The sequence below is a fragment of the Schlesneria paludicola DSM 18645 genome, from assembly GCF_000255655.1.
Classification (GTDB): Bacteria; Planctomycetota; Planctomycetia; order Planctomycetales; family Planctomycetaceae; genus Schlesneria; species Schlesneria paludicola.
The window spans coordinates 2593151-2608529 of record NZ_JH636435.1 but is presented as its reverse complement, the minus strand read 5'-3'; the positions used below and the strand labels follow the sequence as shown (position 1 = coordinate 2608529).

The 15379-nt window shown below is 56.3% G+C and carries 9 protein-coding genes; 3 read left to right on the top strand and 6 right to left on the bottom strand.

The genetic code is table 11. From position 1 onward, the window contains the following. Nucleotides 1-27 precede the first annotated feature (27 nt). On the top strand, nt 28-3990 hold the full coding sequence (locus OSO_RS48745; protein ID WP_010586476.1) for a serine/threonine protein kinase: 3963 nt from the start codon (nt 28-30) through the stop codon (nt 3988-3990). A gap of 235 nt (nt 3991-4225) precedes the next feature. Here the strand turns inward: OSO_RS48745 and OSO_RS0129005 are convergent, their stop codons facing one another. After that, a complete protein-coding gene (locus OSO_RS0129005; protein ID WP_010586475.1) occupies nt 4226-5992 on the bottom strand; it encodes a DUF885 domain-containing protein in 1767 nt (588 codons plus the stop codon). 642 nt (nt 5993-6634) lie between these two features. Here OSO_RS0129005 and OSO_RS0128995 point away from each other — a divergent pair. Further along, entirely contained in the window at nt 6635-7762 is a 1128-nt protein-coding gene (locus OSO_RS0128995) for a serine hydrolase domain-containing protein (protein ID WP_010586473.1), read from the top strand. Between the two features lie 75 nt (nt 7763-7837). Here OSO_RS0128995 and OSO_RS0128990 read toward each other — a convergent pair whose 3' ends face one another. Together OSO_RS0128990 and OSO_RS0128985 are read right to left on the bottom strand one after the other, a co-directional pair. Next, nucleotides 7838-9310: a hypothetical protein gene (locus OSO_RS0128990; RefSeq protein ID WP_157605513.1), complete on the bottom strand. Its 1473-nt coding sequence runs from the start codon at nt 9308-9310 to the stop codon at nt 7838-7840. A 55-nt stretch (nt 9311-9365) separates the two neighbouring features. Next, complete coding sequence (locus tag OSO_RS0128985; protein ID WP_010586471.1) at nt 9366-10655, bottom strand: GspE/PulE family protein; 1290 nt, start codon at nt 10653-10655, stop codon at nt 9366-9368. Nucleotides 10656-11540: 885 nt separating this feature from the next. Between OSO_RS0128985 and OSO_RS0128970 the strand changes: the two genes are divergently transcribed. Next, a complete protein-coding gene (locus OSO_RS0128970) occupies nt 11541-12749 on the top strand; it encodes a pyridoxal phosphate-dependent aminotransferase (RefSeq protein ID WP_010586469.1) in 1209 nt (402 codons plus the stop codon). 135 nt (nt 12750-12884) lie between these two features. Here OSO_RS0128970 and OSO_RS0128965 read toward each other — a convergent pair whose 3' ends face one another. The 3 genes from OSO_RS0128965 to OSO_RS0128955 all read right to left on the bottom strand — a co-directional run bounded on the left by OSO_RS0128965 (nt 12885) and on the right by OSO_RS0128955 (nt 15296). Next, a complete protein-coding gene (locus OSO_RS0128965) occupies nt 12885-14018 on the bottom strand; it encodes a VWA domain-containing protein (protein ID WP_010586468.1) in 1134 nt (377 codons plus the stop codon). Nucleotides 14019-14223: 205 nt separating this feature from the next. After that, nucleotides 14224-14664 (bottom strand): hypothetical protein, encoded by a 441-nt coding sequence (locus OSO_RS0128960; protein WP_157605512.1) that lies wholly within the window; start codon nt 14662-14664, stop codon nt 14224-14226. 314 nt (nt 14665-14978) lie between these two features. Then, a complete protein-coding gene (locus tag OSO_RS0128955; protein WP_010586466.1) occupies nt 14979-15296 on the bottom strand; it encodes a hypothetical protein in 318 nt (105 codons plus the stop codon). Between the last annotated feature and the right edge of the window lie 83 nt (nt 15297-15379).

The window sequence follows — 15379 nt, the reverse complement described above, 5'->3', positions numbered from 1 at the left end:
CGCGGGCGAAGTGACTGGAGGATCGCAATGACTGGCGAATCCGATGCGACGACGAGGAAGAACGACTCGAATCAGCCTCTTAAGTCGCTCGGCAAATATCAGATCGAACGGAAGCTGGGGCAAGGCGGGATGGGAACCGTCTATCTTGCGAAGCACACCGATCTGAAGAAGCTGATTGCGCTCAAGGTCTTGCCGCAAGATAAGGCAAAGAATCCGATCCTGGTTCGCCGGTTTAAAGCCGAGGCACAAGCGGCCGGGCAGCTGGAACACCCCAACATCGTTTCGGTCTACGATACCGGCGAAATTGACGGTCATCTTTTCATCGCGATGGAATTCGTCGACGGAATTGACCTGTTTGAGTATTTGCGCAAACACAAAGTCGTTCCCGTCAAACGTTCGATCGAGATCGTGAAAGAAGTCGCGTCGGCACTTCAGCACGCGTACGAACAAAACATCGTTCATCGTGACATCAAGCCGTCGAACTTGCTCGTGCGCCGTGACGGGACGGTCAAGATCACCGATTTGGGGCTGGCGAGGTCGATCGATGACACGCTCGAAACAAATATTACGCGGGCCGGCACAACGGTCGGCACGGTCGACTACATGGCGCCGGAACAGGCGCGAAACAGCAAGTCCGCCGATATTCGCAGCGATATCTACTCGCTGGGGTGTACCTGGTATCAGATGCTGACGGGGCTTCCCCCCTACCCCGATGGCAGCATGACCAACAAGCTGCATGCCCATTCGACAAAGCCTTTGCCAGATCCTCGGGCGCAGAACGAAAACATCCCCGAAGGGGTGTTCGCCATTTTGCAGCGGATGACGGCGAAGAAGCCAGAAGATCGATATCAGACTCCGGCCGAACTTCTGGAAGATATCAATCGATCCAAGCTCACCAGAGCGGCGTTTTCCAACGAAATTCTGAGCGATCTGACCGACGATGGTGAATCGGGAACGACAGTTCCTGTGTTCGACGATGCCGTCGAGGCTGACCCAAAGCGAGTGAAATCACGCATCGAGGACGAACTGGATGCGGTGCCTCCCGGATCGACGCGAATCGAGCGAACACGTCCCCCAGAGAGTCAACACGATTCGGCGGTTCCTACAAAAGGTCGCTCGAAGTTGCCCTCCAAGTCGCGTCCTGACGACAACGAGGGGCCGTCGCATCGCAAGCCCAATGCCGTCGAGACGTCCGACAAGCGTGTGGGCAAAAATGCGCCGAAACCACTGCCTCCCAAGCGTCAGCCGATTGTGACCGAGACGGCGCCACCGTCGGGCGTGAATCTCGAGATGATTAAGCAGATTCTCATCGCAACCGCGCTCTGTGCGGGGGCGATCGGTATCGGCTGGTTCGTGTTTCAGTGGAGCTCCCAGTTTGATTCCGGGAATCCGCCACAGGCGGTTCAGCCCGTGACCAATCCACCGGAAGCGGTACCGGTTCCACCCAAATTGCCAGAGAAGCCCGAAGTCGTTGCCGCCCCGCCGGTGGTGCAACCGACCGTGGCGTTCGATATCGTCAAGCAGACACCGCCTGACTGGTCCACAGCGACCCCAGACGATGGAAAAGACCTGCCCGTGTTCGTGGTGGGGCCGGGAGCGATGGACGGAATCCATCTGCCCAATTTGAACGAGGCTTTGCAAGCGGCAGAGAAAACCGGCGGTTCGATCAAGTTGCTGGGCAGCGGGCCATTCGTGGTGAACAGCATCGAGCTTGGGAATGCGAAGCGGATCGTGATCGCGCCGGGCCTTGAGGATGATCGACCGCTCATTATCGTTCGTCCTTCAGGGCCTGATTCGGCGGCCGGAATCTCCTTGAAGAACGGAGTGCTCGACCTGCGGGGGATCCACTTTCTGCTCGACCGCAGCGGCAACCCCTCCGAAACTCTCAAATCGATCCTGACAGTGACGGACGGACAACTTCTTGTTCGAAATTGCTCGTTCACGGCGACCGGTTCTGATGCGGTCCCTGCGTCCGCGGTCGTCTTCAGCAGCGTTCAGGACTCTCAAAATGCACCTTTGATCGAACCGCGGCTCCTGCTCGAGCATGTTGTCATCCGTGGAAATGGTTTGGCAGGCGTTAGTGTGCATCGCGCGAATGCGGACGTCCTGATTGCCGATTCTCTGATCGCAACCGGGACGGCCCCGGTATTCGACTTGAAGGGATACCTGGTTCCTGGGCTCGCGGATGGGGTTACGAGCAAACCCCGTCGAATCATTCGAGTTGTTCGCTCGATCCTGAGTGCTCGCAAGCATGTCCTGGATCTTGCCGTCGAGAATACCGAGAAGCCTCCTTCGACAGACTTCCTGTTTTTGGATTCGATTTGTTCCGCGGAAGGTGTCGGCAATGCGACCGTCCTGGTCTCCGCATTGCAATGGCCCAGTGTATCAACCCGGACCGGAAGCTGGCTTACCAATTTGAATTGGACGTCCGTGTCGTCGTTGTATCTGGGGTTCGAACAGTGGATGGAATCCAAGTCGAAATTCAAAGTCACGGGGATCGAGGACTGGGAACGAGTCTGGAATAAGAAGTTTGACGCGGCGCAGTTTCAGTCGATCCTGTGGCAGGAAGCTCCGTTCGCCGATCTCAGTTTGGTGATGCCCAGCGACTTTGATTTGGCGAAGCTGCCCTATCGAGATGTCAAGACGGCGCGCGGCGAGTTGCCGGGATGTCAGATCGATGGTTTACGGGTGCCCGCCGAGATTTCACAGTCTCGACTTTTTGCCACCAGCCAGCGACCAAGACTTCCCGAGATCGTCCGTGCCGGGACGGATGTGCCCTCGATTCGAATTGATCTGGCCAAAGACGACTTGGGATTGTTCCTCAATCGAAACGACTGGCCCTCTGGAAGTGTCATTGAGGTGACCGGATCAGGGTTCAAGAGCATTACGCCCATCAAGATTGTGAACAAATCGGTGCGCCTGATTTTCCGACAGGCCGAGGGCCATGGTCCACCGCTACGAATTCATCCCAAGGTCACGGATTCAAAATTGAAACATGACACCACCGCCATGTTTTTCATTGAGAATGGGGTTCTGGAACTTCAGTCTCTGTCGCTTGAGATCCCGACCTCTGCGAAAAATCTCGTATTTCCCTGGATGATCAATGCCAAGAATGCCAGCCTGGTGCTGAAGGGTTGTCAAATCAAGGGCCCGCAACAACATGACGTCGAGGGTTTCAATGGCCTGATTCAATGGGAGATAACGAATGCATCACCGCCCGCAACTCGCACTGAAACCCCATTTCTGGCGATTGTTGATAGCCTGCTGCTGAGTATGGGGCATGGCATTCAGGCAAACTGTGATTCAGGGAATCTGTTCCTGCGGAACAGCATCGTTGCCACGCGTGGCAACGCCCTGAATTTCATTGCGACAAATCCGCAAAGTCCAACATTGCCGCTCGTCGATCTGGAACACGTGACGTTTGCCGCGTTGGAATCTGCGATTCACGTCGAAATTCCAGACGACAAACCCGATGTCGTGTCGGCACCGGTTCGGCTGTTCGTCGACTTCTGTGCGGTGTTGCCGCCTCCGGAATTCAAAGAAGGATCGGCGTATGAGCCGGCGTTTGTCGAGTGTTCCAGTCCATTAGTGGAACGGAAGCGGATTGAATGGTGGGGCAACTCCAACGGTGTCGCAAAAGAGGTTCAAACTCTGATTCGGCGAACCGGGGGAGAGCCAATTAAGGCGGTCTCAGATTGGCACGGCGCTTGGGGTGAAACCAACGACGTGCGGTTATTGACGGGACCGAAGGGGGTTGTGTTGGCATCGTCGCCGCTTGGGAAATGGGCGACGATGAAGGCGATTTCGTTCATGCTTGATTCCGAGTCGACTGGTGCGACTTGGGCGGATGGAGCGCGCCCCGTCGGTGCGGACTGCCGCCGCTTGGATGAGTCACTCCAGGCGAAAAGAACGAACAAAGATTCAAAGTCGCCAAGCAATAAATCCAACCCGTCGAAATCGAATGCGAACCGCAACAATCCGGGGTTCTGAACCGACACTCTGTGTCCGTGCATCTGTTGCACAGCCAAACACATTTCTCTCTCGTTAGCAATCAGGAACTCGATGAGTTCCTTGAATTCCTGGATATATTCCTCGTTATCAGGCGGGAGCTTGGTAACGAGGAATATATCAAAATGCGACTCGTAACAACCTGGGATTCTGAACGGGCGCCCGTTCATGCCTGTGTCGGAGCCTTGCATGTGACCAGGGCCAAGACGGTTTGCCGCTACTTCACGTGTGCGATCCAATCGTTGACGAGTTGTTCGAGGATGTCGAGCGGCACGGCGCCGTTTCTGAGGACGACGTCGTGGAACTGGCGAAGGTCAAATTGATCTCCCAGTTTTGTCCGGGCGCGCTGACGCAGTTCTTTGATTTTCAATTCGCCGATTTTGTACGCCAAGGCTTGTCCGGGCCAGGCGATATAGCGGTCGATTTCGTTGACGATATCCAGTTCCGTCTTGGCGGCATTCTCTTTGAAATACTGAATCGCTTCCTCACGTGTCCATTTCATCGAGTGCATTCCGGTGTCGACAACCAACCGGACGGAACGCCACACTTCATACGTCAATTGCCCGAATTTCGCATAGGGATCGTCGTACAACCCCATCTCGTCACCCAGGCTTTCGCTGTAAAGTCCCCACCCTTCCACATACGAAGTGAAATGCGAGTGTTTGCGAAACTCGGGAACGTTCCCCATTTCTGTCGCCAGAGCGATTTGCAGATGATGTCCTGGTACGGCTTCATGCAATGACAACGCGGCGATCTCGTATTTGGGTCGCGTTTCTGGCTTATAGAGGTTCACGAAGAAAGTACCCGGACGTGATCCATCCGCCGATGGGGGGCGGTAGTACGCGGTCGTGGTGTCGGCGGCCATCTGCGCGGGAATCGCATCCAGTTGATACGGAATGCGCGGCAGCGTTTTGAAGATTCGAGGAAGCTGGGGATCGATCCGCTGGCAGAATGTCACATACGCCTTCATCAGGTCGTTGGGATCGGTGAAGTGAAACTGGGGTGCAGTTCGCAGGTGTTCGAAAAAATCCGTCAGTGAGCCGTTGAATCCCACCTCATTTTTGATTCGTTCCATCTCGATTCGAATCCGCTTCACCTCCGCCAATCCGATCTCGTGAATCTGCTGGGGTGACAAATTCGTCGTCGTATATTTCCTGGCCAAAAACGCGTAGAACTCGGTGCCCTGCGGCCATTGCGAGGCTCCGATGCCGCGCAGACACGAGGGATAATACTCACGCTCGAAGAAGCCGAAGAACTTTCGATAGGACGGAACAATTCGTTCGCGAATGACGGCCTGCGCTTCTCGCTGCAAGCGTTCGCGGTCTGCAATCGCAATTTCGGACGGGAAGGACTTGAAGGGCTTGTAATACAAACTGGCCGTGGGCTCTTCGACGATCTGACGCTTGATCTGTGCAGGAAGTCGTTTCATGACGACTTGAGGCTGGACCATGCCTGCAGCAATTCCCGCTCGCATCAACGCAATGGTCTGGTCCATGTATTCGGGAAACGAACGCAGTCGTGCGAGCCAATCTTCAAAATCCTTCACGGACTGAAACGACATGGCATCGGCGACGGAGCTTTCGTCTTGAATGCCTTCACGCTGATTGAGCGGCACCAGGTACCACTGAAATGGAATCTCGTCGAGTTCGATAGTCAACTGACGACGAAACAGATCGACATTCAATCGGTCGCTGTCCGACAGCTTCGACGAATCGATCGTCGCAAGATGGGAGAGAACAGTACGCTGGTGTTCGTGCCGTGCCTTGATCGCCCCCAGGCTGACATCGGGCCATTTGTCGTTGTACCGTTTGTCGCCCAGGTACGATGCTTCAATCGGTGATTCGCGGAGTTGGTACTGCCATTCGTCATCAAACAATGCCTGTAGTCGTTCGGTCGCGGATTGGGCGAATGTCACCGATGCCGCGGACCCAATGATCACCGACAGCAGCAGAGTTCGAACAACGAATCCTAACTCAACACTCATCAATGCGATTCCTGAATTCAGGGACGACTCACGGCAAAACAATGGTCCCGAGGCATGACGCAGGTGGTACGGACCCCTCTCGACATGCTGAGGATATCAGGATTCCGAGAAAAATTGAGGACGTTCTCGCGAGACGCGCGCACCAATCATCCCCAATGGTACCTGATCCGACGGAATCGCGTTTCAGCAGATATCGTTCCATCGACGTTTCCGATCGTCATTGTCGTGGTCTTGCTCGAATCGTTGCCGACGGATCGCCGCCAATGTTCCTCGTTGCCAAGCTCCCGCTTTTGAAGTTGCGCGGTTTGGCTCATCGCGCGAAAAATACGCTGCCCAGGTGGGAGCTTCGATCGGGCGTCAACTCGTCCCAGAGAGAGGTGTTTCTCAAGGAGCGCAACTTCAAAAGCTCTCGCTTGGCAACGCCCTCGAGCATGACGAGGCACCAATGAGACTGTCACTCTGTCCAGACCGTTGACGAAGCCACCAATGGTTCGCGTTCGTAACACGGGATCCCGTTCCGCAATTGAATCGGACTGATAGACTTGTGCTTGAAGCGATTGCTCAATACACCCTCAGCACCCCTTCCTTCATGATTCACGCTTGATGGTTCCCTGCTCCATCTGACAACCACGGAACGCGAAAATGTCAAAAACGATTCGACAACTTCATCGCGGTCGCTGGCAGTCCGCCATCGACTTGGCCACACGGTTGTGTGACTCGCAAACGCTTCCCTGCGTCGCGATCGCGACCGGCACCGAGTACGAAATCGAGGGGTTGACACATGTTGGACGCCAGCGGCTCAATCACGAAGCCCCGCTGCGCGACGACGCAATTTTCCTGGTCGCGTCGATCACCAAACCGATTGTGGCGATGGCAGCCCTGCTCTTGATCGAACGTGGTGAGTTGGCACTTGCAGACCGGGTCGTCGAAACCATTCCTGAATTTGGATGCCAGGGAAAATATGGAATCGAATTGCGGCATCTGCTGACCCATACCTCGGGCCTGGTCGACATGCTGCCCGACAATCTCGAACTGAGAAAAAATCACGCAACGCTTGAACAATTCGTTCAGCGAACCTGTGAAGAGTCACTCACCTTCTCGCCTGGTCGTGGCGTGCAGTATCAGAGCATGGGCTTCGCGATGCTGGGTGCGATTATCACGCGGATCACCGGGAAATCCTGCGCACGGTTTCTGCACGACGAGTTCTTTGTACCACTGGGCCTGAATGATGCCGCGCTCGGCGCGACCGACGATTGGTTCAATGGCCCGTCGAACAAGAACGAACGCATCCCGGACGCCCTCGTTCCCGAAGGACATACCGAAGGTGCCGACTGGAATTGGAATAGCCGGTATTGGCGGCAACTGGGGGCCCCGTGGGGCGGTTTGTTGATCTCGGCCAGAGATTTGGCGACCTACGCTCAGTTCATGTTGCGTCACGGCCGATCATCAGACGGCCAGCGATTGCTTTCTCCTGCCGCGATTGCAGCGGCAACCCGCAATCAACTGGAATGCATGCGTGACGTTCCCGAAATCGAACGACGTTGCCGACCCTGGGGACTTGGCTGGCGATTGGACTGGCCGGCACATAGCGCCAATTTCGGGGACCTCCTGAGCACTCACACGTATGGTCACTGGGGTGCAACCGGAACCGTGATGTGGATTGATCCCGAGGCCGGAACGTTTGGCATCGTACTCACCACGTTGCCTCAAGAACCGTCCGGAAAATATCTGTCACGACTTTCGAGTGCGATCGCGGCCGCCTGGGAATAGTGTTCCGACGACGCGAACCGGAACCGGACTTTATCACCGTTTAAGGGGCAGTCTCTGGCCCATGAACGGTTCACCTCACTTCGCCGTCGCCCACAGTTTTTGGAAGGCCGCCAGCGTCTTTTCGACCAGGATTTGTCCCCCTTCCGGGCCGACCTCGTTGCTTTCGGCAATCGCGCTATAGCCACCGCCTTCGACCGCACGTTGTGAGGGCAAGTAGGTGCCCGGACCGGCCAGTTGAATGACAAATGTCTGCAGCGCGGGGCTGCGTGCTTTCATCTGAATTCCGAAGTCGGTGTACAGTTCAAAGGGATTCGTGGCGATCGCGATGTCGCCCAGCCGAATCGTATGCAGTTCCATCGTGTAGGGTTTCGCGGTGCCCGCTTGCTGCTGTTCGTATCGTCGAACAACCCCGCCATGCCACCAGAGGAGTGTCTGCATGCCGGTCTGCTTCGACAGATCCGCCAATTTCGCCTTGGCCAGTTCCCACTCGCGCCCAGTCACTTCCCGTCGCGGAAGTTCTACGATGTCCCGCTGATGGATCAGCGGGACATCAGACAGCTTTTCGAGCTTGGCTCCGTCATAGGCTTCCTTCCAGGCAGCGACCAACCGACGCGATAGTTCCTTCAACCGATCGAGTCCGCGGAGTTTCATCATCCGTTCTTCGGCCGCCTTGCGAAACATCAGGTGGGGCGACTGATCCCCTGCCGCTCCCGTCCAGGCGAGGACATGCAGGTCGCTGCCATGTTCCGCACGCAGTTTCTCGCGCACGTCATGCCAGAGGTCGGCATTGACGAAGGAACGTCCCTCAACTTCCTGTGCGGGACAGGCCAGATTGATCGCCGTGGCGATCAACTTATCGTCGGCATCCCAGCAGCAAAGCACTTCGACACCGTGATCTTCGTACCCCTCAAACATGCGGAACTTGTTCTCGGTGGTCCTGCCATACATGGCTGCGGTGCCGTCATCGAACACCGCACGGCGGTTCTGAGCGACGACGGCATGCCCCAATCCCCATCCCACTTTACCCGGCTTCCGCTTCGTCCAGGCGGACACGATCGCCGCGGCCACCCGCTCTGCAAAAAAATGGACATACTCGGTCGGCTGCATGACTCCCGTCGGGGGAATGGCATAAATCCCCTCGTTCATGACGGGGCCCGTGTGGGTGTGCGTGGCGCTGAGGAAGATTTTTGCGACCGGAAACTCGGGAACGAGTTCCGTCACCCGCTGGCGTGTTTTCAGCAATACCTCGTCAGGGATCGCGACCAGATCGCAGGCGACCATGATCGACTGTTCGGTACTTTGGCCATCGCGTCGCGATTCAAGTGCCAACACTGTGGCCGTCACGGGGCTTTCAACGCCCGCCGAAATTCGTGTGCTCATTTGACCCCAGAGCGCGACTGGTTGGTCTGGGGTCACACTGACCGTCGCGCCGCCTATCAAAATTTCGTCTGCCAGGCACGAACTGATGGTTCCCATCGACAGTGCGATCAGGGCGATGACCGTCTGAAGGGTATCACCGATCCGGGAATGGCTGATCGTCAAGTGCATGCTGACTTCCTCAAGACGTGATGGTGTGCCACACGGGCGCATTGTGAGTTCGATTTTATCCATCGGAACGAGCCGATTTCGTGGTTTCGGGGTCACGGCGTAATCCGAGGACTCGGCGCACTTCCACGGGACTAGTCGTTCCCGCTGTGATGGCGGCCACGGCTCGCAGGCCAACGGTCTGATAACCCTGTTGCATCGCCAGCCGTTGAATTTCATCGGCTTCGCGATGATCCAGAATGGCGCGCCCCACGATCGAGCTATCAGGACGCAGCAGTTCAGCGATCACAAATCGGCCGCGATAGCCCGTTCCGGCACACTGATCGCAGCCCTGTGGGATTCGCACACGCGCGACGTTGAATCCCAGTTTGGCCGTTTCCTCAGTAGTCCACGCGGCACAGTCGCACAACCGACGCAGCAGTCGTTGACAGAGAATGGCGCGCAGCCCCGTTCGCAGCAGATAAGGTTCAATTCCCATGTCGCCCAGGCGACTGACTGCCTCGACCGCGTTTCCCGCGTGGTAGGTCGAGAGCACCAGATGCCCCGTCAGGCAGGCCTGAAAAACCGTTTCCGCCGTTTCGCGATCACGAATTTCGCCGACCAGAATCACGTCGGGGTCTTGCCGCATCAGGGACCGCAATCCTGTCGCATAGTCGAAGCCTGCCGTGCGATTGACGGGTGACTGAGACACTCCGCCAAGAACGGTTTCAATCGGATCTTCGAGCGTGACCAGACTCTTTCCCACGCCGAATTCACGCTGCAGTTCGCGCAAGCAGGCGTACGCCGTGGTCGTTTTTCCACTGCCCGCGGGACCCGTGATTAAGATCGCACCACGGGTTTCGTGCAGCAACCCCAGCAGTTCTTCGAGCAGCTCCTCGGGCAGTCCCAACTCCTGCGGAAGCTGAAATCGGCCGGAACTGGCGAACAGCCTGACAACCGCTTTCTCACCGTAGAGCGTCGGAAACGTACTGAGTCTCATTTCGACGTCAGACGTGGATTCTCTAAGGCGTCCTTCCTGCGGAATGTCGGTCCGGTACGTCAGCAATTCGGCCATGACCTTCAGGCGCGCCACAATGTTCGGTGTGAGTGATCGTGAGTACGCGGCGATGGGCTGCAGCACGCCATCAATTCGCCAAAGGACCTGGAGTTCCGATTCTCCAACGCTGAAATGGATGTCGCTGGCCCCAGCCTGACTGGCGGATCGCAAGAGGCTCGCGACCAGTTCCGTGACATACTTCGCGCTCGAGGGATCAGACTGAGGCGCATCGCGTGCGAATTGGTCGGCGAGTGACCTCGGTGTCGATTCGTCGAGGCTTTGTGGACGCGCGGCAGGCGAGTTCTGCGACATCTGCAATCAACCTTCATCACGGTGAACGCGGATCAGGGGTGCAGAAGATGATGTCAAAAACCGCGGCCCAAGGCACTGATGGTGAGCAAGATAATTCGCGCCGCCGACGCCAAACCCGTAAAGCACAACAAGCCGGAACAATGTTCCGGCTTGTTGGGATTGTTGTAGCAAATCAGCCAGGAAGTTTACTTCTTGGCAGCGGGCTTGGCCTTTGGAGACTTGGCGGCTGGCTTGGCCTTGGCCGACTTGGCTGGCTTAGCGGTCTTCGCGGCGGCGGTCTTTGGGGCAGCTTTCTTCGTGGCCATATCCGTGGCTCCTTTAGAGAAGAACGTCGGGCGCCAGTTCGGGAAACTTGTTGTCGCTCTTTGGCACCCAAGTCAGAGAGACAACTCGAAATCGCGACACTCTACGAGTAGAGCGTTAATTCGTCCTTGAATACTTCTACTGACCGAACGCCGCGGATCGTAGGCGTCTTGGTCAAATGCGTCAAGCGGAATCTGTTGAAGCACAATGCTTTGTCCAAACTGTGCTCTCCGCAACTCGACCATCGCTCAACCTGAATCGACACGCTCATTTTTCGCGACACTCACTGTTGGTAGGACGTGAATCCTGACGGTCACATGATTCGCTCAAGAAACCCATCGGCTTCAGCAAGTTCAGGTTTGCGTTCGGCACAGATTTCATCGGCATGAGAAGCCTTAACGATTTGGCAAATTTCAACGGTTATTCGTCAGAAATGTAAAAAAAGTGTCTTTTCGTGCAGGTAGGACCTCGGAATCGCCCTTCCGAGTGATTCGCAGCCTTGACGCCCCTGCGCCAGCCCAGAACAATCGGGCGCGGTTTTCGTCGCTCGTTCGATTCAGTCCGTCTGCGGAAGTCTGATTTATGTCTTCGATTCGTTTGTCACCTGCTCTTCAGAAGTTGAAGCCCTCCGCGACACTGGCCGCGGCTGCGAAAGCGAAGGAGCTGAAAGCAAAAGGGATCAATGTTCTCGACTTCACCTTGGGTGAGCCTGACTTCATTACTCCCGAGAACGTTCGTCTCGCGGCAACGGCTGCGATGAACGCGGGACATACGCATTACACGGCATCGGGCGGAATCGTCGAACTGAAGCAAGCGGTCTGCGCCGCGTATCAACGTGATTACGGCCTGCAGTTCAAGCCGGCTCAGGTGCTGATTTCCTGCGGCGCAAAGCACTCAATTCACAACGTCCTGTCATCGCTGTGCGGGCCAGGTGATGAGGTCATCATCCCCGCACCGTATTGGGTCAGCTATAGCGCACTCGTCGAACTCGCTGGCGCGACTCCCGTGATCATCGATACCACCGAAGCCAGCGGATTCTGCATGTCAGCCGAGCAGTTCAAGGCTGCGATCACTCCGAAGACACGGCTGCTGATGCTCAACAATCCGTCGAATCCAACCGGCTGCGCCTATCCCGTCGCTCTGCTGGAAGCTCTGGCCAGAATTGCGGTTGAGAAAGACATCCTCGTCTTGTCGGACGAGATCTACGAGAAGCTGATTTATCCCGGCGCCGAGTTTCGCAGCTTTGCGAGTTTCGGGCCTGATGTTGCCGAGCGAACAATCATTGTCAGCGGCGTCAGCAAAGCGTATGCAATGACCGGTTGGCGAATCGGTTGGACGATTGGTCCCGTCGATGTCATCAAGGCGATGGACAATCTACAGAGCCAAGAGACCTCCAACCCCTGCAGCATCAGCCAGTATGCCGCGGTTGAAGCCTTGAATGGACCCCAGGACAGCGTCGAGGCGATGCGCGTCGAATTTGAGAAGCGCCGTGACTATGTCATGGAACGGATGCGGCCCTGGAAGTCACGGTTTGGGATCACTTTCGCCGAACCTGGTGGTGCGTTCTACGCATTTTTCAACGTTAGCTCTTGCTTCGGTCGTCCGTTGGCCGGCGGAACAAAGGTCGCCGACGCCAGCGAATTCTGTACGGCGCTGCTCGAAAAGGCACACGTCGCACTGGTGACGGGCGACGCCTTCGGTGCCCCGGGCTATGTCCGCCTGTCGTTTGCAACTGGCCTCGAACAACTGAAAGCCGGCTTGGACGCGATCGAAGCCTTCATCGCAGGCTGAGCATTTGTCCCTCCGTCTTTCCCCTGATTCTCTCGTGCTTTCGTTTCTCTCGTTGATCCTCTCGTTACCAAGCTCTGCTTGGTAACGCTTCTCAGATTTCCTCGTTGCCAAGCTCCCGCTTGGCAACGCCCCACATCAGGGACGCGGACTCTTCAGATCGACGTACCGGTGTGTTCCTCGGTTCTGACGAGCGAGCTTTTTTAGAAACGAATCTCGAGACAAATCCGGGCCGAGTCCAAATTCCACGGCATGGATCTCGGCCTGTCGTTTGTTGCTGCGCCGAATCTTCGACAGGTCTTGAGCATTCAGTTCCGGCGCATCTACGTCCGTCAGCACGAACAGGATCTCGGGATCAAACCCGAGTGCATGCGTGATGGCCAGCAGGCGATCGGTCCCCGAATCGGGACGAATGCCGACCATGAACTGTTTGGCCAGCCGTAAATGCGGCGACGTCGCAGTCACCAGTCGATTCTGATTTCCGGCGATCGAGAAGGTGTGGCATTTCAAATCGAAGAACACGATTTGAAACTGGGACGTCGATTTCAGCTCGCTCAGACTGCGCCACAGTTCCTCGCGTGCGAGATCGATGGCGCGATGCTGACGCATGCTGTCCGAGGCATCAATCAGATAGACGACACGTTTCCCTCGCGCTTGAATCCCGAAAAACTCGACTCGATTTCCGCCAGACCCGGGCGAATCGTTCCCGCCGACGACCCCTTCTCCATCGACGTCCTCGCCCTTCCCCGAGCCCTTTCCACGAACATGGGCCGCTGGTGGGGGCGATGTCGCAGATCCGTGATTGTCTTGGTCCGAAGACTCGAGCTCCTGATTGGCCTCTTGAGGCGAATCGGCAGAGCTCTGCTCAGGACGTCTTGTCCCGCTCCCATCCACCAGCAACGGCAGTGAAGTCTCTTCCTGGCCGTTAAAGACCGTCTGAGGTTCATTCTCGACGACGAGCTTGGTGGTCGACTGAACCGTCGAAGCCGATGACGTCGTCGCCATCGCAGGCTCGATGGCTCCCAGGTCCTCGTCACCAGGAATCACCGTATCGATGGACCCCTGACGCCCCGACGAATTCCCCGGAATCCAGGTAAGGGACAATCCCTCGTCGCCGCTTGAGCCAAAGACGTGCGTTCCATATGGCGTCCCGCTATTCATCAACAGCAGCACAGGGATAATCAGCGCGTGAACGAACAGAGACGCAATCAGCCAGGGGCTGAACACGGCATTTCGTCGTTTTCGCGAGATTCGATTCACAACCGACAACATGAGCACGTTCAATTCGACATCAACACGTCCGCTATTCAACTACGGCGGGGGCTTTGCCGAGACACATCCCGACCCATCCGCTTGAGGGCATGTCATATGTCCCAAATCTCTGCTGTCCAGGGAAGATCAGATCGATTGAGGATTTCCACAGAATTTCGATCCAATGTTCGTTCGATTCGTGGAGGTTGCTCCAAATCGCGCCGCGTTACGCAATAACCTCAATCTGCTCGCCGGGCATTAAAAAAGGATGGGGCAGGCCTGTCTCCCTTTCCACTTTCCGAGTGAAAAGCAGACATGCCGAGAGCAGCGTAATTGGAATGACGATTAACGAGTAAGGGGCGATGAAATAGAAGCATCGGCGATGGTACGGGTCCATTGAACTGGATTTGCCGATGCCCAATCCGCATCCAATCAGATACCAATCAACAATGTCCCCCTCGCCCGTTGGGAGTGGGCGCTCAAAGAGATCTTCTGAAGTGCGCTCTTCATCGTTGAGTCTTGCTGTGTCCCAAGCCGACCATTCGCATTCCTCCCAAGGGTTGTCACCGCTCCATCCAAACCGGCATGCGATTGAACGAATTCCTGATGCGACGGTGACGGCGTTGTTGTTGCCGAGCGGAATATTAAACACGTCGCGGGTTCGCATGGCTTTGACCCATCCTGCCGCAAACACGCACGCCAGCGCCAGCGTCGCGATTCCGACCTTTCGACGCCACGGATTGAGGTATTCCCGCACGATTCCATTCTCGCTCAGCTAGCCGTCTGTTGAAGTCACGGGGACTGGCTCCGGCCAGCTTAAAAAACGCCATGACATCGTCAACGCCAAGATGCCTGCCCGCCTTACTTCAACAGGCTGTTAGCCAATGCGGCCTCAACTCCAACTCGATCATTTTTAGTCACATCACCCGCCGATGAGCAGTTTCGTTTTCACCCCTTCCCTCGCAAGTTGTTCCTCGAGGTCTATTCGTTGAGCGGATACGTGCGGAAGTCGAGAAATACTACTGGATTCTCCGCACCGACCTCGCTCATGGCCGCGATGAATGCGTCAGGCACTGAATTTTCTCGAAGACGTGTTTCACACGTTTCAACCTCCTCGACGTCCACCAGCCGCAGACCTGTCGCTGCAAGCGCGGTTTCGACAACTGATCGGAACATGAGTTCGCTAGCGCACCAAGCAATCGTGGTAACGAAAGCCGCGCGACCGATTCCCAGAATTTCGATTCCATCGTCTTGTTCGACCTGAACGAGACCAACCCATTTCGTGCGGGTACTTTTCATTGATGTCTCACCATCCCGTAGAGCAATACCGTCTCACCCTTGTCTCAGAGACATCAACGTTCGCGACGCCTTCATCAATACGT